This window comes from Cupriavidus sp. USMAHM13, from assembly GCF_001854285.1.
GTDB classification, from domain to species: Bacteria; Pseudomonadota; Gammaproteobacteria; order Burkholderiales; family Burkholderiaceae; genus Cupriavidus; species Cupriavidus malaysiensis.
The window spans coordinates 2,501,746-2,527,425 of the sequence record NZ_CP017752.1 but is presented as its reverse complement, the minus strand read 5'-3'; the positions used below and the strand labels follow the sequence as shown (position 1 = coordinate 2,527,425).

The window sequence follows — 25,680 nt, the reverse complement described above, 5'->3', positions numbered from 1 at the left end:
GCCGCTACCGACGATTTCACCCGATTCCGCAATCACGCCTACCATGACCCGACGCTTCCATGCCGCCCGCTACGCCTGCGGCGCCCTGTCCCTGATCGCCGCGGCCCTGCTGGCCGCCTGCCATGACAAGGCGGCAGTCAGCCAGGAGAATTTCACCAAGACCATCAATGACTACCTGGCCAGGCGCGGCAATCTCTGCGTCGGCAAGTTCGACTGGCCGATCTATGTCACGACCGATGACGAGGCCGCGCGTACCCGCGACGCGCAACAGATGCCGGTGCTGGAAAAGCTGGGCCTGGTGGCAGGCAAGAGCGTCACGGTCGAGCGCAAGGGCGAGGACGGTGAAAGGATCACGGCGCAGGCGCGCCAATATGACCTGACCGCCGAAGGGCAGAAATACTATCTGCACGTGCCGGTGGTGATCGCCACGGCCGCCAGGCAGGTCACCCATCCGGCGGACTTCTGCGTGGCCAAGCTGACGCTCGACAAGGTGGTCGGCTGGGAGCCGCCCCAGCAACGCGATGGCGAAACCAAGACCTCGGTGCTGTATACGTACAAGGTCGAGCCCGCGGCATGGACCCAGGACGCCGACGTGCGGCGGGTGTTTCCGATGGTCCAGCGCGTGATCGAAGGCGCTGGCACGATGCAGTTGCGCGCCGGCGTGAGGCTGACCCAGGATGGCTGGGTGGCCGAGGAGTTCTTCCAGCGCTGAGCAGCTGGGAACGGGCCGGCCCTTGCCGCTGGCAGGCCCGGATCCCGGACCGCACGACAAGGGTTGGCGGGCGGCCCGCCGCGCCTGTCAGTCCTGGGCGGCACCGCGCGGCACGAAGCGGCGCGAGCGGATCCACTTGGTGGCCACCCATTTCTCGCCGGCCGTGACCGGCGCAGCGGCGTGCAGCGACAGCGGGTCGCTTTGCCCGAATCGGTTGCCGTATTCGAAATAGAAGGACTGGCCTTGCTGCGGCACGACCGCATAGCCGATCTGGGGGAAGACCGTCTCCCCGCCGCCGGGCACGTCGTTCAGGTACATCAGCAAGGTGCCCACGCGCTGGCCGCTGCGCGCGATCGATTCCCGGTTCGCCTCGTTGCCGGGCTGCAGGTAATCGACATGCGGGGTGGACTCGGCGCCCGCACTGTAGTGCAGCATCTGCAAGCCCTCACCGTTTTCCGCCGGGATGCCGGTCAGCTTGGCGATGCGGTCTTCGAGGGCAGCGATCAGCGGGGTCTCGCGTGGCAGGAAGAACATGCCGTCGCTGCTGCGATGACCGGCCACGATATCGCGGCCGGTCACCGGGTCGACCACGGTCGAGCGGCGCAGGCGCGGGCGGGCCAGGGCAATCAGCGCCTCGCATTCGGCGGTGCTCAACAGGTCCGACATCAGTACGCCCGCTGGGCGCTGCAGCCGTGCCAATACGCGGACCTCGCGCTCGCCCAGGCGAAAGCGGGCGCCTTCCGGCACGCGCAGGGGCTCGAGGCGGTAGGGCGCGTCGTCTGCGTCGATCTCCAGCGTGTCGCCCGGCATCGGGCCGCCATGCGCCAGCGCGGACGCGACGGCGCCGACCATCGCCTGTGCCAGTTCGGGCTTGGCGTTGCGGTTGACCAGTTCCTGGATAAGAGCCTGCGGTTCGACGCCGCGCCTGAGGTTGTGGGCGATCCAGTCCCTGACCTCGGGCGCGAAATTGACGGTGATGGACATCGCGGGCAGCCGGCGAGCGTAGCGGCAGGCCGGGCAAAATACCGATTGTGGCGCTGTCCCGGGTCAGATGTATGACAGGGCGAAGGTGACGCGCCCCGCCATGGGGACGGCTGCGGTCGCGGTGGCTCGGAACGTGGGCAGGGCTCTATCGGCTCTATCTAATAGTAATAGGCAGGGATCGGGCGTCAGCAATAAGTGATTAATCGGACGCTTCTGATCAGTTTAGGAAAGACCTTGCAAGTTTCGCTGCGAGGTATTAGTATTCGCCCCCTCGCAATACGAAGCGCAGCGGCAAAGCCAGCAGCGACGCAGGTTGCGGGGTTGGCAGGGTGGTGGGTGGTGCTGCGAAGCGCGACTGACCGGAGCGAAAAAGATGCTTCGAACCTGTTGACGAAACGCAGAAAGTTGTTCATAATTTCGTTTCTCTGCTGCTGACAACGCAGCGACGCGGTAAGCAAAGCAAAGCGAATCGCGTGAGTTCTTTAACAAACAAACAGCCGATAAGTGTGGGCGCTTGATGCGGGAAGCGGAAGACCTCGGTCTTCTAGCTTACAAGTTATCAGTGCTCGCACAGTAAACATGTTTGGTTTCGTCTTCGGACGGAGTCAGTCAGTTTTCTGAGAGTGAGCGACCGCTCGAAAGAGCGAGGTTTTCGCAGGCAACTGCGCGGAACCACACAGAGATTGAACTGAAGAGTTTGATCCTGGCTCAGATTGAACGCTGGCGGCATGCCTTACACATGCAAGTCGAACGGCAGCGCGGACTTCGGTCTGGCGGCGAGTGGCGAACGGGTGAGTAATACATCGGAACGTGCCCTGTTGTGGGGGATAACTAGTCGAAAGATTAGCTAATACCGCATACGACCTGAGGGTGAAAGCGGGGGACCGTAAGGCCTCGCGCAATAGGAGCGGCCGATGTCTGATTAGCTAGTTGGTGAGGTAAAGGCTCACCAAGGCGACGATCAGTAGCTGGTCTGAGAGGACGATCAGCCACACTGGGACTGAGACACGGCCCAGACTCCTACGGGAGGCAGCAGTGGGGAATTTTGGACAATGGGGGCAACCCTGATCCAGCAATGCCGCGTGTGTGAAGAAGGCCTTCGGGTTGTAAAGCACTTTTGTCCGGAAAGAAATCCTTTGGGCTAATACCCCGGAGGGATGACGGTACCGGAAGAATAAGCACCGGCTAACTACGTGCCAGCAGCCGCGGTAATACGTAGGGTGCGAGCGTTAATCGGAATTACTGGGCGTAAAGCGTGCGCAGGCGGTTTTGTAAGACAGGCGTGAAATCCCCGGGCTCAACCTGGGAATGGCGCTTGTGACTGCAAGGCTAGAGTGCGTCAGAGGGGGGTAGAATTCCACGTGTAGCAGTGAAATGCGTAGAGATGTGGAGGAATACCGATGGCGAAGGCAGCCCCCTGGGACGTGACTGACGCTCATGCACGAAAGCGTGGGGAGCAAACAGGATTAGATACCCTGGTAGTCCACGCCCTAAACGATGTCAACTAGTTGTTGGGGATTCATTTCTTCAGTAACGAAGCTAACGCGTGAAGTTGACCGCCTGGGGAGTACGGTCGCAAGATTAAAACTCAAAGGAATTGACGGGGACCCGCACAAGCGGTGGATGATGTGGATTAATTCGATGCAACGCGAAAAACCTTACCTACCCTTGACATGCCACTAACGAAGCAGAGATGCATTAGGTGCCCGAAAGGGAAAGTGGACACAGGTGCTGCATGGCTGTCGTCAGCTCGTGTCGTGAGATGTTGGGTTAAGTCCCGCAACGAGCGCAACCCTTGTCTCTAGTTGCTACGAAAGGGCACTCTAGAGAGACTGCCGGTGACAAACCGGAGGAAGGTGGGGATGACGTCAAGTCCTCATGGCCCTTATGGGTAGGGCTTCACACGTCATACAATGGTGCGTACAGAGGGTTGCCAACCCGCGAGGGGGAGCTAATCCCAGAAAACGCATCGTAGTCCGGATCGTAGTCTGCAACTCGACTACGTGAAGCTGGAATCGCTAGTAATCGCGGATCAGCATGCCGCGGTGAATACGTTCCCGGGTCTTGTACACACCGCCCGTCACACCATGGGAGTGGGTTTTGCCAGAAGTAGTTAGCCTAACCGCAAGGAGGGCGATTACCACGGCAGGGTTCATGACTGGGGTGAAGTCGTAACAAGGTAGCCGTACCGGAAGGTGCGGCTGGATCACCTCCTTTCCAGAGCGTGCTTCCCATGTGAAGCGTTCACACTTATCGGTCTGTTTGCTGTTACAGCCAAGGGTCTGTAGCTCAGGTGGTTAGAGCACCGTCTTGATAAGGCGGGGGTCGTAGGTTCAAGTCCTACCAGACCCACCAAGTTATCCGAGGGGGATTAGCTCAGCTGGGAGAGCACCTGCTTTGCAAGCAGGGGGTCGTCGGTTCGATCCCGTCATCCTCCACCATCGACCTTGGGTTGGACAAGCCAAATGCAAGCGCTTAGCGTTGAGCGCTTGCATTTGGCGTTGGCCAAGCGATGCGAAAGCATCGGCTGTTCTTTAACAATATGGGATGTAGTAAAGGTGTCGTGAAGCCTTGATGAGAGGCTGAAGTAACCAACACGATACCGGGTTGTGATTGTATCAACCAAAGTATTTAAGTGATCGAAAGATGACTTGGAATACGGCACAAATGCGAGAACTCAACCTGTAATGAGCGTTTCAAGCGCGAGCTTGAGACACACTCGTTATAGGGTCAAGCGAACAAGTGCATGTGGTGGATGCCTTGGCGATCACAGGCGATGAAGGACGCGGTAGCCTGCGAAAAGCTTCGGGGAGCTGGCAAACGAGCTTTGATCCGGAGATGTCCGAATGGGGAAACCCGGCCCGTATGGGTCATCCCTTGCTGAATACATAGGCAAGGGAAGCGAACGCGGCGAACTGAAACATCTAAGTAGCTGCAGGAACAGAAATCAACCGAGATTCCCAGAGTAGTGGCGAACGAAATGGGAACAGCCTTGTACTCTTTAGCAGCATTGTTAGCAGAACGGGATGGAAAGCCCGGCCATAGCAGGTGATAGCCCTGTATGCGAAAACAGCGTTGTGGAACTAGGTGTACGACAAGTAGGGCGGGACACGTGAAATCCTGTCTGAAGATGGGGGGACCATCCTCCAAGGCTAAATACTCGTGATCGACCGATAGTGAACCAGTACCGTGAGGGAAAGGCGAAAAGAACCCCGGGAGGGGAGTGAAATAGATCCTGAAACCGCATGCATACAAACAGTCGGAGCCTGGAAACGGGTGACGGCGTACCTTTTGTATAATGGGTCAGCGACTTACATTCAGTGGCAAGCTTAACCGATTAGGGCAGGCGTAGCGAAAGCGAGTCCGAACAGGGCGTTCAGTCGCTGGGTGTAGACCCGAAACCAGATGATCTATCCATGGCCAGGTTGAAGGTGCGGTAACACGTACTGGAGGACCGAACCCACTAGTGTTGAAAAACTAGGGGATGAGCTGTGGATAGGGGTGAAAGGCTAAACAAATCTGGAAATAGCTGGTTCTCTCCGAAAACTATTTAGGTAGTGCCTCGTGTCTCACCTTCGGGGGTAGAGCACTGTCATGGTTGGGGGGTCTATTGCTGATTACCCCGCCATAGCAAACTCCGAATACCGAAGAGTGCAATCACGGGAGACAGACATCGGGTGCTAACGTCCGGTGTCAAGAGGGAAACAACCCAGACCGCCAGCTAAGGTCCCAAAGATTGGCTAAGTGGGAAACGAAGTGGGAAGGCTAAAACAGTCAGGAGGTTGGCTTAGAAGCAGCCACCCTTTAAAGAAAGCGTAATAGCTCACTGATCGAGTCGTCCTGCGCGGAAGATGTAACGGGGCTAAGCCAGTCACCGAAGCTGCGGACGCGCGTAAGCGCGTGGTAGGAGAGCGTTCTGTAAGCCTGTGAAGGTGTCTTGTAAAGGATGCTGGAGGTATCAGAAGTGCGAATGCTGACATGAGTAGCGATAAAGGGGGTGAAAGGCCCCCTCGCCGTAAGCCCAAGGTTTCCTACGCAACGTTCATCGGCGTAGGGTGAGTCGGCCCCTAAGGCGAGGCAGAGATGCGTAGCTGATGGGAAGCAGGTTAATATTCCTGCACCGTCGTATGATGCGATGGGGGGACGGATCGCGGAAGGTTGTCCGGGTGTTGGAAGTCCCGGTCCCTGCAGTGGAGAAGGCGCTTAGGCAAATCCGGGCGCGGGATTCAAGGCTGTGGGGCGAGCGACCATGTGTCGCGAAGCAATCGGAAGTGGTTCCAAGAAAAGCCTCTAAGCTTCAGTCATACGAGACCGTACCGCAAACCGACACAGGTGGGCGAGATGAGTATTCTAAGGCGCTTGAGAGAACTCGGGAGAAGGAACTCGGCAAATTGGTACCGTAACTTCGGGATAAGGTACGCCCTGGTAGCTTGACTGGCCTGCGCCAGAAGGGTGAAGGGGTTGCAATAAACTGGTGGCTGCGACTGTTTAATAAAAACACAGCACTCTGCAAACACGAAAGTGGACGTATAGGGTGTGACGCCTGCCCGGTGCCGGAAGATTAAATGATGGGGTGCAAGCTCTTGATTGAAGTCCCGGTAAACGGCGGCCGTAACTATAACGGTCCTAAGGTAGCGAAATTCCTTGTCGGGTAAGTTCCGACCTGCACGAATGGCGTAACGATGGCCACACTGTCTCCTCCCGAGACTCAGCGAAGTTGAAGTGTTTGTGATGATGCAATCTCCCCGCGGCTAGACGGAAAGACCCCATGAACCTTTACTGTAGCTTTGCATTGGACTTTGAACCGATCTGTGTAGGATAGGTGGGAGGCTTTGAAACCGGGACGCTAGTTCCGGTGGAGCCGTCCTTGAAATACCACCCTGGTTTGTTTGAGGTTCTAACCTTGGCCCGTGAATCCGGGTCGGGGACAGTGCATGGTAGGCAGTTTGACTGGGGCGGTCTCCTCCCAAAGTGTAACGGAGGAGTTCGAAGGTACGCTTGGTACGGTCGGACATCGTACCTAAAGTGCAATGGCAAAAGCGTGCTTAACTGCGAGACCGACAAGTCGAGCAGGTGCGAAAGCAGGACATAGTGATCCGGTGGTTCTGTATGGAAGGGCCATCGCTCAACGGATAAAAGGTACTCTGGGGATAACAGGCTGATACCGCCCAAGAGTTCATATCGACGGCGGTGTTTGGCACCTCGATGTCGGCTCATCTCATCCTGGGGCTGTAGCCGGTCCCAAGGGTATGGCTGTTCGCCATTTAAAGAGGTACGTGAGCTGGGTTTAAAACGTCGTGAGACAGTTTGGTCCCTATCTGCCGTGGGCGTTGGAATCTTGACGGGGGCTGCTCCTAGTACGAGAGGACCGGAGTGGACGTACCGCTGGTGTACCTGTTGTCTCGCCAGAGGCATCGCAGGGTAGCTATGTACGGAAGAGATAACCGCTGAAAGCATCTAAGCGGGAAACTCGCCTGAAGATGAGGATTCCCTGGAGGCTTGACCTCCTTGAAGGGTCGTTCGAGACCAGGACGTTGATAGGCTGGGTGTGGAAGCGCAGTAATGCGTTAAGCTAACCAGTACTAATTGCCCGTAAGGCTTGATCCTATAACCAGTGTGTTTCACTGGCTGACGTATCGCGTGTGCCCAGGACGGTGCCGATACCTCACAACCAAGACTACATCCCTATTCGCTGCGACGGCTCAACCCCGGCGCAGCAACCCCTTATGCCTGGTGACCATAGCGAGTCGGAACCACCCCTTCCCATCCCGAACAGGACCGTGAAACGACTTTGCGCCGATGATAGTGCGGACTACCCGTGTGAAAGTAGGTCATCGCCAGGCTCTCCCTCCCGCAAAACCCCTCGACAGCAAACGCTGCGAGGGGTTTTGTCTTTGCTGCGGCCGGAATGCCAGCGTGCGGCGCGCCGGAGTGATCGCTCCCGGTGGAGCGTTCGAGCAGGTCATGGAAAAGTCCTGCGGACTGAAACCCGCCGAGCGGAAACCTGCCGCGGATTCGCCGCGGAAACGAGGAAGAGCGGGATGAGACCTGGAGAAGAACCTGGCAACCAGGTGCAAGCAAGGGCTGATCAGGGTGCATCAAGGGGGGAAGCAGGGACAGCAACGCCTGGCCGGCGGGCGTTGCGCACAGGACCCCCTGCGCAACGCCCGGGGTTCAGCGGGCGATCAGCTTCAGTCCGGCGGGCAGGGCCTCGCCGAATACCCGCCCTTCGTCCGCGACGTCGAGATCCACTGCCTCGTGGACCATGGCAATCCAGCTTTGCGGCGCACTGGCGGCCGCCAGCCTTTGCACCACGGTAGCGCGGATCTCTTCGGGCAGGTCGCGGCTGCGGTCGCCGCTCATGCGTGCGATCTGCGCGGCGGCGAAGGCGGCGGGTTCCACCTTCTTCCAGTCGAGTGCCAGGATGGCTTCGACCCAGGTGACGGCAATCTCGGCCGGTACCACGTGGTGCGCGCTGCCATAGAACGGCCGGCGGGCGCCGAGACGACCCACCGCCCACCAGCTCTGGATGTTCTCCGACGGCTTGCGCAGCCGCGCCAGCAGCCATCCAGCCACTTCGATCTTGCGTTCGGCGGGGACCTGCTCGAGCGAGCCGGCCAGCCGCACCATGTCGGCATAGCCCATTCTCGCCGGACCGGCGGGCCGCTTGTACAGGCCGCTACCCGACGGTTGCAGGTAGAAGGCCAGCTCGTCCAGCACGCGCAGCTGGGCGTTCTCGTCCAGGCCACCGGCCGCGCGGCGCCATAGCGTCCACCATTCCGACCAGTTCTGGCTTTCGTTGACGTACTGGATGCCCTGTTCGTAGAGCGTCCACAGCTGTTCCACACGCCATTCGTCGAGCGGGTAGCCGAATCCCGGGCGCACGCAGTAGCCGATCAGGTTCAGCCACAGTCGCTCGTGGTCGGCACTGCGCCGCCGTCGCTTGGCGCGCTCCCAGAAGGCGCCGAACAGTTCGCGCAGCAAGGCGCTGTCCCATTGCACGCGCGTGCCGAGCAGGTGCTCGAGCTGGCCGCGCAGGCCCTTGACCTCCTTGGGGCCGACGTCCTGGGCGCGCGCGCCGAAAGTGCGGTCGATGGCCTCGATCGCCTGCGGCAAGGCGGGGTGTGCCGCCTCCGCGACCGACGTGGGCGAAGGGGTTTCGTTGCCACGCAGCTGGAATTCGAGACGCCAGCGTCGCGTGGCATCCGCCACCTCGCTGCAATGGACTTCCAGCGTGCCGACTTCGGTGAGCGAGGTGCTGAGCTGCACCTGGGTTTCCCGCGCGCTGCTCGCGCCACGGGCTTGCACCACGGTGGCGATCGGCGGCAGGCGCACGAAGTCGCCGCTGGCGAGGTCGGTCAGTTCTCCCGGCTGGTAGACCGTGTCGGCGACCGAGGAGGCCAGGTGGAATTGCACCGGATGGCCGAGCCGCAAGGCGAAGATCCGTTCCGACAGATGGACTTCCTGGCCTTCTTCGGTCCCCTTCGGCAGCAGGCAGATCCCCTGCTGGCCGCTGCCCGGGTCATCGAGCACGAGAAAATAGCTGCGCGGAGAACCGCCGCCGATACGTGGTGCCTGGCCGCTGCGCGCGCGCGCATAGGCCACCGCGCCACGCGCGACGGCGAGATCGGTGCTGTCGTTGTGCAGGACATTGAGCGCCGCGCCGCGCCAATTGCCCAGGACCTCGGCGAGGCGTCCCGCCAGCGCCTCGGAGCGGAATACGCCGCCGTTGAGGAGCAAGGTATCGGGCATCGGCAGGCCGGTGCCCTGCGCGGGCATGTCCAGCGCCGCGCGCGACTGCGCTGCGTGCTGGCCCAGGAAGGCCGCGACGTGCCGCGTAACGGCGGGGTCGGCTGCATAGGGCAGGCCGAATTCGACGATGGCCCCCCGAGCGCGTGCCGGACGTTCCTCCGGCCCGGAGCGGGGAAAGAAGCCGTCGACGACGAGCTGCTCGATCTCCTGCCGCGATACTTCGACGGAGCGTGCGCCGCCGATCAGCCGCGATCCCGCACCCAGCAGCGTCACCGCCACCGAGGCGGGCGGCTGCGCGCCGAGCAATTCTTCCTTGGCGACGCGGCAGCGCGCGACGAGTTGGGACAGGCCGCTGGCTGACAGCCGCGCCGGCGCGGGCCCGAGCCGCTGCTCGACCAGGTGCGCCAGGGCGAGGTCCATATTGTCCCCGCCGAGCATCAGGTGGTTGCCCACGCCGATGCGGGTCAGTTGCGGCTGGCCATCGGCCATCTCGACGCGGATCAGCGTGAGGTCAGTGGTACCGCCGCCGACGTCACAGATCAGCACCAGGCGCGTTTGCGCCAGGTCCTTGTCGAGCGTCAGGCGGTGCCGGAACAGCCAGTCGTAAAGCGCGGCCTGCGGCTCTTCGAGCAGGCGCACGGAGGGCAGGCCGGCCAGGCGCGCTGCCTCCAGCGTCAGGGCGCGGGCGCCTTCGTCGAAGGACGCGGGCACCGTCAGCACCACGTCCTGGTCTTCGAGCCTGGCTTCGGGAAAACGATGGTTCCAGGCCGCGCACACATGGCCGAGGTAGCTGGCGCTGGCCGCCACCGGCGAGATCTTGCCGACTTCCTCGTCGGCGCCCCAGGGCAGGATGGGCGCGGTACGGTCGACCGAGGCGTGCGACAGCCAGCTCTTGGCGCTGGCCACCAGCCGGCCGGGTACCTGTGCCCCCAGCGAAGCCGCGAGGCGGCCGACCACGGTGCGCCGTGCGGCCGCGCTGGCGGCGCTCTGCCAGGGCAGTTGCAGGTCGTCGCCGCTCAGTTCGCCGGGTGCGGCGTGGTAGCGCACGGATGGCAGCAGCGGTGGGGCCGCCACTTCGCCGAGGCCGACCAGCTGGTCGATGCCCAGCACGTGGATCTCGTCGGAGTCCGCGCTGGCATAGGCGACCACCGTGTTGCTGGTGCCGAGGTCGATGCCGACGATGTACTGCGCCATCGCTAGCGGGCCCGGTGCCGGGTCAGGCTTCGGCATGCGCGTTGCCGCGCACGTCGAACTCGACCTTCCAGCGTTCACCGCCGCCGCGGGGTACGGCTTCCAGTTCGAGCGTGCCGGTTTCGGTCACGCGCGCATGCAGCCTGACCGGAACCACGTCGCCGGGCGTGCGCCCGTCGGCAGGCAGCGTCGCCTGGATCTCCTCGAGTTCCTGCAGTTCCTCCGGTCCCCAGAAATCGAACAGGGTACCGACCTGGTCCTGGCGGCGCACCGAGGAACCGAAGAAGCGGAAGTGCACGGGCTCGCCTACCACCAGGCCGAACTCCTGCGCCGGCAAGGCCGCTTCGCTGCCTTCCTCCATGCCGAACGGGGCCACGCAGAGTGCCTGCAGCGGCGGCTCGAAGCCGGGTACGGCGGGCATCGACGATTCGATGGCGATGTAATAGGAGCGGGCGGTGCCGCCACGGATGCGCACGCCCTTGCCGCCGCGCACGTAACCGTAGTAAGCCGCGCCGCGCGCGACGGCGAGATCCAGTTCCGCGCCGTCGAGCAGGCGGGCCGGGGCCGCGCCTTCCGCGGCCAGCCAGCCGTTGAGCGTCTGCATGACGCGTTCGGCCAGCAGGCCGGACTTGAACACGCCGCCGTTGAACAGCACGGCGGTCGGGTGCAGGAAGGTCGCGCCGGCAGGCTGCGCGGCCGCCACGCCGTCGAGCTCGCCGAGCGCCGCCACCTGGCGGCCGAGGAAGGCGGCCAGGTGGCGCGTGACGGCGGCATCCTGCGCGTAGGGCAGGCCGAGCTGGGTGAGGCCGGCGCGCGCGCGGTTGAGCGGGCGCGCCGAGGCATCCACCTGTGGGAAGAAGCCTTCCAGGATGATCTGCGTCAGCTCGGTGCGGGTCAGTTCAGTGCGGATCGAGCCGCCGATCAGCTTGGCGCCCCGGCTGGGCACGACCAGCGGCACGGCGTCGACGTCCGGCTGCGTGAGCAGCGTTTCCTTGGCAGCGCGGCAGGCATAGGTGAGCGCGCGCAACTGCCACGGATCGGCCTGGGTGCCCTGCGCCGCCAGTTTGCGCGCGACCACGTGGGCGAGCGCCAGGTCCATGTTGTCGCCGCCGAGCAGGATGTGCTCGCCCACGGCCACACGGTGCAGTTCGAGGTTGCCGTCGCGCTCGACCACGGCGATCAGGGACAGGTCTGTGGTGCCGCCGCCGACGTCCACCACCAGGATGATGTCGCCGACCTTGACCTGCTTGCGCCAGTGTCCGCCGCTCTTCTGGATCCAGCTGTAGAGCGCCGCCTGGGGCTCCTCGAGCAGGGTCAGGCGGGCGAAGCCTGCTGCCGCGGCCGCCGCCGCGGTCAACTCGCGCGCGGCCGGGTCGAAGGAGGCGGGGATGGTCACGGTGACGTCCTGCTCGGCGAGCGGCGCCTCGGGGTGGGCGTGGTCCCAGGCTTCGCGCAGGTGCGTGAGATAGCGCACCGAGGCTTCGAGCGGCGAGACGCGCTGCACCTCGGGCGGGGCATCGCTGGGCAGGATCGGCGCGCGGCGGTCCACGCCCGGGTGGCACAGCCAGCTCTTCGCGCTCGACACCAGCCGGATCGGCGTGGCCGCGCCGCGGCTGCGTGCCATCTCGCCCACGGCGAAGTCGCGCCCGGTGTTCCACGGCAGCGCCAGGTCACCCGGCGCGAGTTCGCTGGCATGCGGCAGGTAGAGGAAGGAGGGCAGCAGGTCACGCTCTTCGATGGCGCCCGGCGCGGTCAGCTGCGTGACCGGCAGCACGCCGAGGCGGGTCGTCTCGCCATCGCTGGCGCTGCGGTCGACGTAGGAAACGGCGCTGTGGGTCGTCCCCAGGTCGATACCGATGGCATAGCGCGGCTCGCTCATAGCTCGACCTCGGCGGGGGCGATCACGCTGGCGTCATGGCGCTCGGCCAGGCGCGGCAGGCGCACCTCTTCGACCATCCAGCCGCGGTGGCTGAGGCTGCCGTGGAAGGGCGCGCTGCCCACCACGTTGCCGGTCAGGCGTACGGCGGTGGCGTCGAAGCCTTCGGGCAATGTCACGCGGCTGCCTTCGGCCTCCGCGCGTACCGGCCGGATGGTGAAATGCTCGCGCAGCACCGCGCGGCATCCTTCGTGCACGACGCGGGCGGCGGCGCCGATCTCGGCATCGGAGTAGCCGGCGATGTCCTCTTCGACGAAGTCGACCAGGCGCGCGTCGCGTTGCAGCAGGCCCAGCAGTTGCAGGGCGGCGGCGGGACTCGCTTCCTTCAGCACAGGAGTCGGGGCCGGGGCAGGCGCCGGAGCGGGGGCCGGAGCCGGAGTTGCTGCCGCGGCTGCGGGCGCCGCCGGCACGCCGTCACGGATTCGCACCACGCCGCGCGCGAACTCGCGGTCGCCGAGGATGCGGAAGAAGGTCCCTACGGCCAGCGAGATCCTGCCGAGGAAGGATGGGTTCGAATCAGTCATCGAATACTCCTGTGTGCTCTGTCATGGGGCCCGCCGCCAGGGCGGCACGAACCAGGCGCGAGGGCCTGGCGGTCCCGCGGGCCGCGGCGCCATGCCGGCGCGCCCGCCTTCGGTCGATGCAATTCCGCTCGGGATTGTGCCTGAACGCAGGCGGGCAAGGAGCCCGGCTCCGGTTCCGCTTGCCGGGAGCGCTTGCCGGAGGGCGGGCCTGGCGGCCGCGGCCGGTCCGCTCACACCGGAGCCCGGTCCTGGTGCCGGGCGGGTGGCGGCCTGGAGGGCTGGCCGGCACGGTGGCCGGCGCTTGGCGGGTGCCTGTGGCGCCTCAATTTTCCCGCAGATAGGTGATCAGCTGGTCTGCGCGGCTGGGGTGGCGCAGCTTCTTCATCGCCTTGCTTTCGATCTGCCGGATGCGCTCGCGGGTGACGTCGAACTGCTTGCCGACTTCTTCCAGCGTGTAGTCGGTCGCCATGTCGATGCCGAAGCGCATGCGCAGCACCTTGGCCTCGCGCGGCGAGAGCTCATCGAGCAGTTCCCGCACCACTTCGCGCAGGCTGGCCTGCATGGCGGCATCAGCCGGCGTGGCCGTGTCCGAGTCGGCGATCATGTCGCCGAGGTTGGTGTCGCCATCCTCGCCGACCGGCGTCTCCATCGAGATCGGTTCCTTGGCGATGCGCAGGATCGAGCGGACCTTCTCCTCGGTCATTTCCATGCGCTCGGCCAGTTCCGCCGGATCGGCTTCCTTGCCGGTGCGCTGCATGATCTCCCGCGCGAAGCGGTTGAGCTTGTTGATCTGCTCGATCATGTGCACCGGCACGCGGATCGAGCGGGCCTGGTCGGCGATGGCGCGCGTGACGGCCTGCCGCACCCACCAGGTCGCGTAGGTGGAGAATTTCCAGCCGCGGCGGTACTCGAACTTGTCCACCGCCTTCATCAGGCCGATATTGCCTTCCTGGATCAGGTCGAGGAACTGCAGGCCGCGGTTGGTGTACTTCTTGGCGATCGAGATCACCAGGCGCAGGTTGGCCTGGGTCATCTCGTGCTTGGCCTGGCGCATCTGCCGCTCGGCGGCCAGCATCCTGCGGTTGACGGCCTTCAGCTCGGGCAGCGGCAGGGCGGCGCGGGACTGGATGTCGATCAGCTTCTGCTGGTACGACTCCAGGTCAGGCAGCGCGCGCGCCACGGCGTTGCTGTACGGGCGCGCGTCGGCGACCAGCGACTTGCCCCAGGCAAGATTGGTCTCATTGCCGGGGAAGCGGGCGATGACATCTTCGCGCGGCATGCCGCAGCGCTCGACCAGCAACTGGAGCACCTGGCGCTCGACCACGCGCACGTCGTCGACCATGCCCTGGATGTCGGCGCACAGCCGCTCGATGGTGCGTGCGGTGAAGCGGATCGCCCGCAGTTCTTCGCGCACGGCATCGCGGGCCGAGGCGGCTGCGCTGGCGCCGGCGTCCTCGCGCATGCGCGCGAAGTGCTCGGCAACACGGCCGAAGCGCGTCAGGCACTCGTCGCGCAGCTGGCGCAGGTCGGACTCCGCGCTCTGGCCGGAGCTGTCGTCGTCGTCGCTGTCGTCGGCGTCCCCGTCCTCATCGTCGGCGCGTTCCTCGCTGTCGGCCGTGTCGGCGCTGTCGACGGCGGCACCCACGGCGGCCTCGGCCACGCTTTCGTCGCTCAGGCCATCCACCAGGTCATCGATGCCCATTTCCTCGGCGGACACCTTGGCCGACAGGTCGAGGATGGTAGCGATGGTCGAGGGACACGCCGAGATCGCATGGATCATGTCGGCCAGGCCGTCTTCGATGCGCTTGGCGATCTCGACTTCCTGCTTGCGCGTCAGCAGCGTCGCCGAGCTCATCTCGCGCATGTACATGCGCACCGGGTCGGTCGTACGGCCGAACTCGGAGTCCACCGTCGAGAGCGCGACCTCGGCTTCTTCGTCGGCCTGGTCATCGGCCACGACCACCGCGTTGTCGCTGAGCAGGAGCGTCTCGGCGTCGGGGGTCTGCTCGTAGATCTTGACGCCCATTTCGGCGAAGGTGGCTACGATGCCCTCCATCGCCGCGGTGTCGGCGAAGTTTTCCTGGAGGTGGTCGCTGATATCGGCGTGGGTGAGGTAGCCTCGCTGCTTGCCCAACTGGATCAGCGCGCGCAACTGCAGGCTGCGTTCAGCGGCATCCAGCGTGGGATCGGGCCGTGCCGTGCCCCCCGCGCCGGTTCCATCGAGGCCCTTGCTGGCCCCAGCCTGTCCTGTTCTGGCCGCCGTTCGTTGTGCGCCGCTCGTCATTTACCGTCTTTTTCCTTGCTCAGTCGCTTGTCCTGGCGGCAGCGCGCACTGACAGGTGCGCGGTCTGGGCTGCCGCCGGGATTCGTTGTAATGGGGATCCGCGTAGGGAATCGCTGTGCCCGCGCCCCGCACTCGGGGCGAGTGGGATTTTCGGCCGGGGCCCGTATTCTACAGCCCCCGCTGCGTCGCAGCACGTCCCGTCGCAGGAAGTACACACGACAAGGATCGCCCTGAGCCTTCATCTGGGGGCAGCAGGGCGCACTTTCAATGCCAGTTGCGCATTGCCCGGTCCTTGGCGCAACGCCGGGCCGCCGCGCGAATGCCGGTACTACCGACACTATATAGCGAGCACGGGCGGGTATCCCTATATAGTAGTGGCAGGCCAGCCCCGGGGGGGAAGTCAGCCATGAAGACGAAGGAAGCGAACGACCATCCGTCTGCATCCGAGCAGATCGACGCGAGGATACAGCAATTGGGCGACTGGCGGGGCGAGATGCTCGCCCACCTGCGCCGCCTGGTCAAGGAGGCCGATCCCGGCGTGGTGGAAGAGTGGAAGTGGCGAGGCGTGCCCGTGTGGTCGCACCACGGCATCCTCTGTACCGGCGAGACCTACCAGCGCGTGGTCAAGATGACCTTTGCCAAGGGCGCGTCGCTGGCCGATCCGGCCGGTCTTTTCAACGCCAGTCTCGAAGGCAATACACGGCGTGCGATCGATTTCCACGAGGGCGGGCCGATCGACGAGGCGGCCCTCAGGGATTTGATCCGGGCAGCCGTGGCGCTGAACCGGTCCAAGGCATGAGGCAGCGGCTGTCGACGGCTTCCTGAACCGGCGGGCCGGCGTGGAATCAGTCCAGCCGCAGCGCCGCCCGCCACAGGTCCAGGAAATGCGCCTTCTTCAAGGGATCCTGGTAGACCAGCAGGCCGACGCCCAGGCCGACCGGCCGCGCGCGCGGCACCGGGGCCGCACCGCTGCGCACGGGCCGCATGCCCGACTCGCTGGCGATCACCGCCTGGCCTTCCCTTGACAGCAGGTAGTCCAGGAAGCGCGCGGCCAGGTCGGGGCGCCTGGCCTGGCGGGGGATCAGGGCCGCGTGGGACAGCACCAGCGTGTAGTCGTCCGGGTAGACGATGCGCAGCGGGGTGCCGCGGTCGATACGCTTCTGCGCATAGGAATCGAGCACGTTGTAGGCCATTGCCGCCTTGCCTTGGGCCAGCAGGTCCAGCATGTCGTCGGACGAGTCGCTGACGATGACGTTGCTGCGTCCGAAGGCGGCCAGCAGGGCACCGGCCATGCTGTCCAGGCGTGCGTCCTGGGTCGCGGCAAGATAGCCGATGCCGCTGCGCCGCACGTCGTAGGTGGCCAGGCGGCCCGCCAGCGGCTGCGCCGGGTTCTGCAGCCGCGACAACAGTTCGCGGCGGCTGCGCGGCACCTGGCCTGGGCCCAGCTGGCGCGGATCGTAGACCATGACCAGCGCCTCGACCGCGATGCTGAAGACCTCGTCGCGCCAGTTGGCCCAGGCCGGCAGGTCGCGTGTCTGCGCCGAGATGTGCGGCAGGGCGCGGCCGTCGTTGACCAGCTTGGTCTGCAGATCCATGCTGCTGCTGACGACGAGATCGGCGCGCGGCATATCGGCGGGGCCAGGCCGGCCGCCGGGAGCGGCCTGGCGCGCATACAGTTCCTGCGTGGGCAGTTCGGTATAGACCAGGCGCAAAGCGGGGTTGCGCCGCCCGAAGTCTTCCAGCACGCCACGGAATACGCGCAGGCTGGTGGAGCCCTGCACCACCAGCACGTCGGCGGCATCGCGCGGTCCCAGCACCGCGGTCTCGAAATCCGCCGCGCCGCAGCCGGCGCTCCAGAACAGCGCCGCGATGACCGCCAGGGCATGCCGGCGCCGCGGCCGCCCGGCAGGAAGAGGGAAGGGACGGGCGTTCATGATGGCAGGGCCGGCAGGGTCAGGATGGCATCCAGCCCGCCCTGCGGGCGGTTGCGCAGGGTCAGGCGGCCCTGGTGGCTGTCCGCCACCCGCTTGGCGATCGACAGGCCCAGGCCGGCGCCGGCCGTGCGCGGGCCGGGCCCGCGCACGAAGCGCTCGAACACCGAATCTCCCAGCTGCGGCGGAAGGCCCGGCCCCTGGTCGGAGATCGTGACCTGCCAGTCGCTGCCGGCGCGCGCCAGCCGCACGTCGAGCCTGCCGCGCGCGGCGGCGCCGTGGCGCAGGGCGTTGTCGAGCAGGTTCTTCAGCGCTTCGCGCAGCATCAGGCTGTCGCCCAGTACCCATGCCTGCCCGGCCCCGGCCCCGTTCTGCGGGAGGTACAGGCGTACGTCGGGCCGTGGCTCGGCCTGGGGCACGCTGTCGTGCAGGGCTTGCGGCAGGATCTCGGCCAGGTCGATGCGCGCGAAGTCGTGGGCATTGCTGCGGTGGAGAACACTGGCGTCGCTCAGCAGCTGGTTGACCAGGCGCGACAGCCGCTCGGCATTGCGCAGCACGGCCTGCAGGCTGTGCCGCTGTTCGTCGCTGTCGTCTTCCTCCAGCGCCAGCTGCAGTTGGGCGCGCAGTGCGGCCAGCGGCGTGCGCAACTGGTGCGCGGTCTCGGCGATGAACAGGTGCAAGGTATCCAGGTTCTCCTCCAGCCGCGCCATGAAGCCGTCCAGCGCGTGCACGAGATTACCCAGTTCCTCGGGCACCGGCGCCGCGATGGGGTGCAGGTCGGACACCGTGCGCGCCGACAGTTCGTCCTCGATGCGCCGGATCGGCGCCAGCGAGCGGTGCAGTCCCCAGTAGGCCAGCCCGAGCGCGGCGGCGGCGAAGGCGACCAGCGCCAGCGTGCCGTGCCACAGGATGCGCCGGGCCAGCGCATCGTGCGCCTCGCGCGTCTGCCCGACCTGGACCCGCGCCACGGCGGCGCTTTCGGGGCCGGCCACGTGCCGCTCCATCCAGGCGAAGCGCACCGGCTGCCCCTGGTAGACCGCGTCGAACAGCTGCGGCGTGCGCGCCGCCTCGGATGTCGGCGCGCGCGGCGGCGCGGGCAGGTCCGCATAGCCGGTGACCAGGCTGCCGTCGCGCGCGCTGACGCGGTAGAACACACGGTCGCGCGGCGCCTGTTCGAGCAGGGCGAGGGCGGCGTAGGGCATGTCCAGCTGCCAGCCATGCTGCCCGTACTGCAGGCTGTCGGTGATCGACAGCACCGAGGCCGTCAGCAACTGGTCATAGGTGATGCTCGCGGTCTGGTAGGCATAGCCGCGCACCATGGTGTAGAGCGCGCCGAGCCCCAGTGCGAACAGGGCCAGCAGCATGGCCAGCAGGCGGCGCCGCACCGACAGCCCGGTCCGCCGCGGCACCGGCGGCGCCGCGCCGGCGGCAGGCATCACGCGGGCTCCTGGCTGCCGCCGGCATCTTCCTCGCGCACGCTGAGGAGGTAGCCGACACCGCGCTGGGTCTCGATGCGCAGGGGCGAGCCTTCGAGCTTGCGGCGCAGGCGGGCGATGTACACCTCGATCGCATTGGGCGCGGCGTCGTCGTCGAAGGCGAACAGCTTGAAGGCGATCTCCTGCTTGCTGACGGTGCCGTTGAGGCGCGCCAGCAGGATCTCCAGCAGGCTGTACTCGCGCTTGGGCAGGTCCAGGCGCTGCCCCGCCAGCCGCACCTGGCGCGCCGTGCTGTCGATGACCAGCTCGCCGAAGCGCTGCACGCCGGAGGCCTGCGCGCCAGGCCGGCGCAGCAGGGCGCGGCAGCGTGCCTCGAGTTCGCGGAAATCGAAGGGTTTGGCGAGGTAGTCGTCGGCGCCGGTGTCGAGCGCGTGCACGCGGTCCTCGATATCCACCCGCGCCGTCAGCGCCAGCACCGGGGTCTTGCTACCGCGCTCGCGCAGCCGTTGCAGGACCTCGAAGCCGGACAGGCGCGGCAGGCCGATATCCAGGATCACCAGGTCGAAGGCCTCGTAGGCCAGCACGCCGTCGGCGCTGAGGCCGTCGTGCTGCCAGTCGACCGCATGGCCGATGCGGCGCAGCCGCCGCACGATGGCGTCGGCCAGGTCCTCGTCGTCTTCGATCACCAGAATTCGCATCGCGCGATTTTCGCACAGGGTGCCAGCTGGCGGCCCGGAAAGCCGGCCGCTGCGCGGCGATGACAGGTTGATGACAGGTTTTCTGTCCTAACCTCGCGCCTCCGCCGCCCGCCACCCGGCCGGGCAGACAATACCAATGTGCACCAGGAGACAGTTCCCATCATGCTTCTGACCTTGCTCGGCTTCGGCATGGTGATCACGTTCATGACGCTGATCATGGCCAAGCGGCTGTCGCCGCTCGTCGCGCTGATACTCGTTCCCATCCTCTTCGCGCTGGCTGGCGGCTTCGGCACCGGCATCGACAAGATGATGCTCGACGGCATCCGCAAGATCGCGCCAACCGGCGTCATGCTGATGTTCGCCATTCTCTATTTCGGCGTGATGATCGATGCCGGCCTGTTCGACCCCATCGTCGGCCGCATCCTGCGCGCGGTGAAGGGCGATCCGCTGAAGATCGTGGTCGGCACCACGGTGCTGGCGCTGGTGATCTCGCTGGACGGCGACGGCTCCACCACCTACATGATCGTGGTCGCCTCGATGCTGCCGCTATACCGCCGCCTCGACATGAACCCGCTCTCGATGACCTGCCTGGCCATGCTCGCCAGCGGCGTGATGAACCTGACGCCCTGGGGCGGGCCGACCGCGCGCGCGGCCAGCGCGCTGCACGTCGACGCGGGCGAGATCTTCGTGCCGCTGCTGCCCGTGATGGGCCTCGCCGTCGCCGCCATCCTGCTGCTGGCCGTCAAGCTCGGCCTGCGCGAGCGCCGGCGTCTCGGCGTGCTGGCCTTGCCCGACGGCGCCGCGCTGCACGCGGGCTACGACGAGGACTGCGCGGTCTCCGGTCCCGCCGCCGCGGCCGAGGAAGACGCGGACCTGCGCCGTCCCCGCCTGCTGTGGGTGAATGCCGCGCTGACGCTGGCGCTGATGGTCAGCCTGATCCTGGGCGTGCTGCCGCTGCCGGTGCTGTTCATGATCGGCTTCGCGGTCGCGCTGATCATCAACTATCCCGATCTCGCCGAGCAGCGCCGGCGCGTGGCGCACCATGCGGGCAACGCCTTGTCCGTGGTCTCGCTGATCTTCGCCGCCGGCATCTTCACCGGCATCCTGTCCGGCACCGGCATGGTGGAGGCGATGTCGCGCAGCCTGCTGGCGGTCATTCCCGACGTGCTGGGGCCGTACATGGCGGTGCTGACCGCGCTGCTGAGCCTGCCCTTCACCTTCTTCATGTCGAACGATGCCTTCTACTTCGGCGTGCTGCCCATCCTCGCCGAGGCGGCCCAGGGCTACGGCATCTCGCCGGCGGAGATGGCACGGGCATCCCTGATCGGCCAGCCGGTGCACCTGCTCAGCCCGCTGGTGCCGTCCACCTACCTGCTGGTGGGCCTGGCCGGTGTCGAGTTCGGCGACCACCAGCGCTACGCGCTCAAATGGGCCGCCATGGTGTGCCTGGTCATGCTGGTGGCGGCGCTCGGGTTTGCGCTCTTTCCCCTGGTGGGGCGGGCAGGCTGACCATCGCCGTGCGCCGCGGCGAGATCCGCGCGGACGTCGTTCCGGCGGCGGAATCGGAAGTCATCAAGCTGGTCAAGACTCCGCAGATGGCAGCCTTGCATGGTGGCGCCTGTTTTTGCCTCGCGGGCGTGGTGCAGGGATGGAACGGGAAACGACGCCGCAGGCGAATGGCCTGGAGATCCCTTGCACCATGATCTGGGGCGCCTACGCCGTCCGCTTCGCCCTGAGCGGGGCTCTGTTTCCGCGACAGGGCCGACGCCGTCCCGCGGGCGCGGCATGCCGACGGGAAGTTGGAGGGCCGATCCGATCATGACGGCCGTGCTAGAGTCGAACCTCCCTCTCGACCGCGCATCCCTATGCCGCCATCCGTCGAACATGAGCCCGTCCATTCCGCAGGCGATCAAGCCGGCATGGAAAGTGCCGCGGCTAGGCAGGTTCCGGCAATCGTTCCCACGCAGACCGCCCTGGTGGTGATGCACTACCAGACCGACATCCTGCAGCTGTTTCCATCGGTCGCGCCCGTCTTGCTCTCCAACACTCGCAAGCTGTGCGATGCCGCGCGCGCCAAGGGTGTCAGCGTCTATTTCGCCAAGATCCACTTCGGCCCGGGCTATCCGGAAGTCAGCCCGCTGAACAGGAACGGGCAGGGAATCAAGCAGCTTGGACTTTTCGTCGACGACCAGGTCTCGCCGGAACTCGGCCGGCAAGCCGCGGAGCCGCTCATCATCGCGCACCGTGCCAGCGTGTTCTTCGGGACCGACCTGCAGGTGCGGCTTTCCGCGCAAGGTATCAATACCCTGATCATGGCGGGCATTGCGTCGACCGGTGTGGTGCTGTCGTCGGTCGCGTATGCGAGCGATGCGGACTTCCGCCTGTTCACCGTCAAGGATTGCTGCTACGACCCGGATCCGGTCGTGCACGATCATCTGTTTGCCACGGCGTTCGATTCGCGCACGACGGTGCTCTCGCTCGCTGATGCCTTGCGGCTGCTGGCGTAGGCCAGCAGGGCGGGCAGGCCGGCCGGGATGGCCGCCATCTCGATCCTCTTGCTTCCGCACGATGAAGCACCTATGCCGAGAGCAGAAATCGGCAGCATTCGCCGGACTTCGCGTAGACTGCGCCAGATCCCCGCTCGCCGATGGATGGTTCCGCTCGTGGCGACGGTCGAAGCTCCCCCTATGCAAGGAGGCGTCACGCATGCATGCAGTGCCGTTGCCGGATACCAGTGCCATCGACCCGCCCGCCAGCGCGCCCGTGCGCGACCTGCGCCGTGTCCCCATCCATCCCGATCATTGGTATCCACTGGCCTGGTCCAGCGAGGTCAAGCGGGGCAAGGCCCTCGGCGTGCACTTTGCCGGCGAGCCGATCGTACTGGTCCGTACCGAGTCCGGCGCCATCTTCGCACTGGAAGACCGTTGTGCGCACCGGCAGGTGCCGCTCCATGCGGGCGTGGTCGAAGGCGAGTCCCTGCGCTGCGGCTATCACGGCTGGACCTATGACGGCACCGGCCGCTGCGTCGACGTGCCTTACCTCGGGCGGGAACGCCTCCCCAACGGCGTGCGAGCCTATCCCTGCCGCGAGGCGCACGGCCTGATCTTTGTCTTTCCCGGCGCGGCGGCGCTCGCCGGCGAGCGGCCGCTGCCGGACCTGCCATCGGTGGCTGACACGGCGTACAAGACGCGCCGCTTCGGTCGCGAGGTCAAGTGTCACTACTCGTTCATGCACGAGAACCTGATGGACATGAACCACCAGTTCCTGCACCGGCGGCAGATGGGGCAGATGCGCGCGCGTTCCCTGGGCCGGCGTCGCGGCGAGGACTGGGTGGAGGTCGATTACACGTTCTCGCGCCTGGAGGGCAAGCAGCCGGTGGGCGAGGCGCTGGTGTTCGGGGCCAGCAAGAACAGCGCCGACCAGAACGACAAGGACGTGATGACGGTGCGTACCGGCTATCCGTACCAGACCCTGAAGATCCGTTCGGGCGACGGCACCCTGGTGATGGACCTGTGGATCGTCTACGTGCCGCTGGATGCGGCGCAGCGCACCAACCGGACCTTCGGGCTGCTTTCCATCCGCAAGCCTGGCATTCCGTTCGCCCTGGACCTGGCCTGGCCGCTGCTGGTCTGGTTCACGGAGCGCATCTTCAAGGAAGACCGCTGGATCGTCGAGCGCGAACAAGAGGCCCACGACAGGCAGGGAGCCGACTGGAACCAGGAGGTGTTCCCGGTCATCAATGAACTGCGCGACCTGTTGCGCCACTGCGGCGGCCGCACCGTGATCCCCATTCGCGAGGTGAGCGGAGCGGCATGAACCGAGCCAAGGCAGCCGCGGTTTGCGCCGGTTCCGGGGCCGGCGCAGCCTGGGCAGGGTTTGCCGGCTGGAGTTTCAGGTGTGGCGCGGCCGCCTCTTCGGCCAGTAGCGCCGGCCCAGCGGCTCGATGAGAAGGTGGTGCTCCTTCACCTCGACCACGCGATAATCACCGACCCTGTGCTGGTGTCCAGCCAACAGCTTGACTGGCCACATGCGGTTCTGATATTCCACCAGCGTTTCGTCATAGTGGTTCCAGTGGGCGATATGCACGCGCGCGCCATCATCGGAAACGATGTTATGGCCGGTTTCCTCATAGCGCAGCAAGGCATCATCCGCGCCGAGCTTGTTGCCGATCCAGCGGGCCAGGACGAATGACGCCAGCGCGATGCCGATGGATACGACCGAGTCCGCCCCGAGCAGCGTGGATACCGCGCCGGATATCGCGGCAAGTGTCACGCAGAGGAACAGGCCGGACATCGTGACCACGTCCATGACAAGGGCCAGAAGGCCGATGGCTCCCCACAGTTCAAGACTCATTTCTGCCTCCCACGCTTGTCGGGTGCCGCTTTCCCCCATATTGAGGGGAATGCCATGGACGCGGATTGATGCAAGGCAAGGATTTCGGTCGCGGCCGTAGCCGCCCCGGTGCCGACCACTGCCGCCGGCGCGCGCCCTGCCAAGGTGCCTTGGCGCTTGCCGGCCGGTCAGCAGGGGAAGGCAAAGCTGTCGCGCGGCTGGCAATCCGAGGCGGCTGTTCCGCATAGGCGGCGCGAGGGCTGGGCGCGCCCTCAATCCATGCCTTTACTCCTATCGGAGACGGCACCTGTTTCGTCATAGGCCACGATGCATAGCGCCTCGGATGGATGCGGCGGTACGAAGTAACTGGTGATCCGCTCGAACTCCGCGTCCGACGCCTGGAAAGGATGGTCCCCCCGCGCATTCCGCGCGCGCAGGCGCGCCTTGCAGACCGCATCGCTCACATCGAGATAGTGAAGCCGGTGTCCGCAGCCGGCGGCCTGCGCAATGGCGAGGCCCCAGGCGCGAGCGGCCACTGTGTTGAACGGAACATCGAGCACCACGGACACGCCGGCGCCAAGCAGGGAACGGATGTGGTCAGCCAGGACGTCCTTGATGCACCTGGCGCGGTGGACGTAGGCATCGATCGACAGGACCTCGCCCGGATAGAGGCGAGACAACCAGACATCTTCGCTGATCAGTACCGTGCGCGCATTGCGCGCGAGCAGCGCGGTGAGCGTCGATTTTCCGGCCGCGATCTTCCCGCACACCATATGCAGCAATACCGCATCATCATGGGTAAGCGCCTCACCATCCTTGCTCGCAGTCTGCATTTCCAGGCTCTCCATCAGGTCTCTCCATCAGGTGCCCAGAAAGCAGAAACCCGCCTCCTGGGCGGGTTGTCGTGACATAGTTGCAGTCGAAAGCTATCCCGCCGGGTCAATGTCGGCGCGAATAATCGAGTGGGTAGGCGATCGGTGCATCGGCATAGGTTAAGCAATCCCGGTCCCAAGTGCAAGCGGTCCGCAGCGCGTCAAGCGCCTGCGTGGCGGCCGCTCAGGCCGGCTTGATCATGTCTCGCGCAAAGGCGAGGCCTGTGCCATACCCGCCGCCATGCTCGACCACGATGGCGCGGGCCTTTTCATAGGTGTCGTGGCGGGTCCAGTCTCTCTGGAATTCGAGAAGCAGTTGGAGCCAGGAAGTCATCACGGCGCCAGCAGAAGCCATCCGCCGCAAGGCCAGGTCATGGCTTGTCGGCGTCAGTCCGCCGCAAGCATCGGCAACGACGACGACCTGATAGCCCTCGGACAGCGCCGACAGAACCGGAAAACTGACGCAGGCCTCCGTCAGCAGGCCCGCAATGATCAGCGTGCGCTTTCCGGTCGCCGTGATCGCGCTGCGCACCGCGTCGTCTTCCCATAGGTTCATATTGCGGCGCTCGATGGGCGTGATGTTCGGCAGCACTTCGCGGAAAGCCGGCATCAGCGGGCCGCTGTATACCTTCGAGGCTGAAGTGGAAACCACCACCGGCAGGTCAAAGGCGACGGCCGTCTTTGCGACCGCAAGCCCGTTGCTGCGCAGGATCTGGGGGTCTTGAGAGCCTGCGGCGAAGGCAAGGCCAGCTTGTTCATCGACGAGGATCAACGCGCAATCGGCGGGTTCGAGCAACGGTAGCTTGGACATGGGAGTTCTCCTGTTTATCTGGGAATGCGATCGAGCTTCAGGCCGCGGCCTGCGACCAATCCGCCCACCGCCAGCGTGCCGGCGAGGATGCCGAGAGAGGATGAGGTATGAGCATGCCTCAGGAATCCGCTGGCAAACGCAAACGCAGTGAGTTCCCAGCTGCTGGCAATCTTCTTGATGCTCTTCATCATCAGTCCGGAAGGAAGTGGATGGTCGG

Annotated in this window: 17 protein-coding genes, 2 tRNA genes and 3 rRNA genes; 10 read left to right on the top strand and 12 right to left on the bottom strand. The window is 65.3% G+C overall.

Annotated elements, in window-relative coordinates:
* Window positions 1–43 precede the first annotated feature (43 nt).
* On the top strand, window positions 44–712 hold the full coding sequence (locus BKK81_RS29375) for a hypothetical protein (protein WP_071020253.1): 669 nt from the start codon (window positions 44–46) through the stop codon (window positions 710–712).
* An 87-nt stretch (window positions 713–799) separates the two neighbouring features.
* Here the strand turns inward: BKK81_RS29375 and BKK81_RS29370 are convergent, their stop codons facing one another.
* Entirely contained in the window at window positions 800–1,696 is an 897-nt protein-coding gene (locus BKK81_RS29370) for a 2OG-Fe(II) oxygenase (protein ID WP_071020251.1), read from the bottom strand.
* 685 nt (window positions 1,697–2,381) lie between these two features.
* Between BKK81_RS29370 and BKK81_RS29365 the strand changes: the two genes are divergently transcribed.
* The 5 genes from BKK81_RS29365 to rrf all read left to right on the top strand — a co-directional run bounded on the left by BKK81_RS29365 (window position 2,382) and on the right by rrf (window position 7,539).
* A 16S ribosomal RNA gene (locus BKK81_RS29365) occupies window positions 2,382–3,913 on the top strand.
* 61 nt (window positions 3,914–3,974) lie between these two features.
* Window positions 3,975–4,051, top strand: a tRNA-Ile gene (locus tag BKK81_RS29360).
* Between the two features lie 10 nt (window positions 4,052–4,061).
* Window positions 4,062–4,137 (top strand) — tRNA-Ala (locus BKK81_RS29355).
* 287 nt (window positions 4,138–4,424) lie between these two features.
* Window positions 4,425–7,303: ribosomal RNA gene (locus BKK81_RS29350) — 23S ribosomal RNA — on the top strand.
* A gap of 122 nt (window positions 7,304–7,425) precedes the next feature.
* Window positions 7,426–7,539 (top strand): 5S ribosomal RNA (gene rrf, locus BKK81_RS29345).
* Together the 16S, 23S and 5S rRNA genes with 2 tRNA genes alongside form the textbook arrangement of a ribosomal RNA operon.
* A 331-nt stretch (window positions 7,540–7,870) precedes the next feature.
* Here rrf and BKK81_RS29340 read toward each other — a convergent pair.
* The 4 genes from BKK81_RS29340 to rpoD all read right to left on the bottom strand — a co-directional run bounded on the left by BKK81_RS29340 (window position 7,871) and on the right by rpoD (window position 15,383).
* Complete coding sequence (locus BKK81_RS29340) at window positions 7,871–10,642, bottom strand: Hsp70 family protein (protein WP_071020248.1); 2,772 nt, start codon at window positions 10,640–10,642, stop codon at window positions 7,871–7,873.
* 22 nt (window positions 10,643–10,664) lie between these two features.
* Complete coding sequence (locus tag BKK81_RS29335) at window positions 10,665–12,518, bottom strand: Hsp70 family protein (RefSeq protein ID WP_071020247.1); 1,854 nt, start codon at window positions 12,516–12,518, stop codon at window positions 10,665–10,667.
* Entirely contained in the window at window positions 12,515–13,099 is a 585-nt protein-coding gene (locus BKK81_RS29330; protein ID WP_071020244.1) for a DUF2760 domain-containing protein, read from the bottom strand. Before BKK81_RS29330 ends, BKK81_RS29335 begins: the two co-directional genes overlap by 4 nt.
* Before the next feature lie 322 nt (window positions 13,100–13,421).
* The gene (rpoD, locus tag BKK81_RS29325) at window positions 13,422–15,383 is read right to left on the bottom strand and encodes an RNA polymerase sigma factor RpoD (RefSeq protein ID WP_071020241.1); all 1,962 of its coding nucleotides are present in this window, start codon (window positions 15,381–15,383) and stop codon (window positions 13,422–13,424) included.
* Window positions 15,384–15,789: 406 nt separating this feature from the next.
* Between rpoD and BKK81_RS29320 the strand changes: the two genes are divergently transcribed.
* The gene (locus BKK81_RS29320) at window positions 15,790–16,182 is read left to right on the top strand and encodes a DUF1801 domain-containing protein (RefSeq protein ID WP_071020239.1); all 393 of its coding nucleotides are present in this window, start codon (window positions 15,790–15,792) and stop codon (window positions 16,180–16,182) included.
* A 46-nt stretch (window positions 16,183–16,228) separates the two neighbouring features.
* Here the strand turns inward: BKK81_RS29320 and BKK81_RS29315 are convergent, their stop codons facing one another.
* Genes BKK81_RS29315 through BKK81_RS29305 form a run of 3 tightly spaced genes read right to left on the bottom strand, consistent with a single transcriptional unit; the run spans window position 16,229 to window position 19,448 of the window.
* A complete protein-coding gene (locus tag BKK81_RS29315; RefSeq protein ID WP_071020236.1) occupies window positions 16,229–17,317 on the bottom strand; it encodes an ABC transporter substrate-binding protein in 1,089 nt (362 codons plus the stop codon).
* Complete coding sequence (locus tag BKK81_RS29310) at window positions 17,314–18,750, bottom strand: sensor histidine kinase (protein ID WP_071020233.1); 1,437 nt, start codon at window positions 18,748–18,750, stop codon at window positions 17,314–17,316. The genes BKK81_RS29315 and BKK81_RS29310 overlap by 4 nt, the downstream gene beginning before the upstream one ends.
* A complete protein-coding gene (locus BKK81_RS29305; protein ID WP_071020232.1) occupies window positions 18,750–19,448 on the bottom strand; it encodes a response regulator transcription factor in 699 nt (232 codons plus the stop codon). The genes BKK81_RS29310 and BKK81_RS29305 overlap by 1 nt, the downstream gene beginning before the upstream one ends.
* A 162-nt stretch (window positions 19,449–19,610) precedes the next feature.
* Between BKK81_RS29305 and BKK81_RS29300 the strand changes: the two genes are divergently transcribed.
* From BKK81_RS29300 to BKK81_RS29290, 3 genes are all read left to right on the top strand, one after another.
* Window positions 19,611–20,957 carry a CitMHS family transporter gene (locus tag BKK81_RS29300; RefSeq protein WP_071020229.1) on the top strand — a complete coding sequence of 449 codons (1,347 nt, stop codon included), beginning with the start codon at window positions 19,611–19,613 and terminating at the stop codon, window positions 20,955–20,957.
* Between the two features lie 410 nt (window positions 20,958–21,367).
* On the top strand, window positions 21,368–21,955 hold the full coding sequence (locus tag BKK81_RS29295; RefSeq protein WP_071020226.1) for an isochorismatase family cysteine hydrolase: 588 nt from the start codon (window positions 21,368–21,370) through the stop codon (window positions 21,953–21,955).
* 199 nt (window positions 21,956–22,154) lie between these two features.
* Complete coding sequence (locus BKK81_RS29290; RefSeq protein WP_071020224.1) at window positions 22,155–23,264, top strand: aromatic ring-hydroxylating oxygenase subunit alpha; 1,110 nt, start codon at window positions 22,155–22,157, stop codon at window positions 23,262–23,264.
* Window positions 23,265–23,339: 75 nt separating this feature from the next.
* On the opposite strand, the gene BKK81_RS29285 is transcribed toward BKK81_RS29290, so the two are convergent.
* The 4 genes from BKK81_RS29285 to BKK81_RS35755 form a co-directional block, all read right to left on the bottom strand.
* Entirely contained in the window at window positions 23,340–23,801 is a 462-nt protein-coding gene (locus BKK81_RS29285; RefSeq protein WP_156811486.1) for a hypothetical protein, read from the bottom strand.
* Window positions 23,802–24,052: 251 nt separating this feature from the next.
* Entirely contained in the window at window positions 24,053–24,628 is a 576-nt protein-coding gene (locus tag BKK81_RS29280) for an AAA family ATPase (RefSeq protein WP_231908131.1), read from the bottom strand.
* 208 nt (window positions 24,629–24,836) lie between these two features.
* Window positions 24,837–25,463, bottom strand: coding sequence for a hydrolase (locus tag BKK81_RS29275; protein WP_071020219.1), 627 nt, complete (start codon window positions 25,461–25,463; stop codon window positions 24,837–24,839).
* Window positions 25,464–25,477: 14 nt separating this feature from the next.
* Window positions 25,478–25,654 carry a hypothetical protein gene (locus BKK81_RS35755; RefSeq protein WP_156811485.1) on the bottom strand — a complete coding sequence of 59 codons (177 nt, stop codon included), beginning with the start codon at window positions 25,652–25,654 and terminating at the stop codon, window positions 25,478–25,480.
* Between the last annotated feature and the right edge of the window lie 26 nt (window positions 25,655–25,680).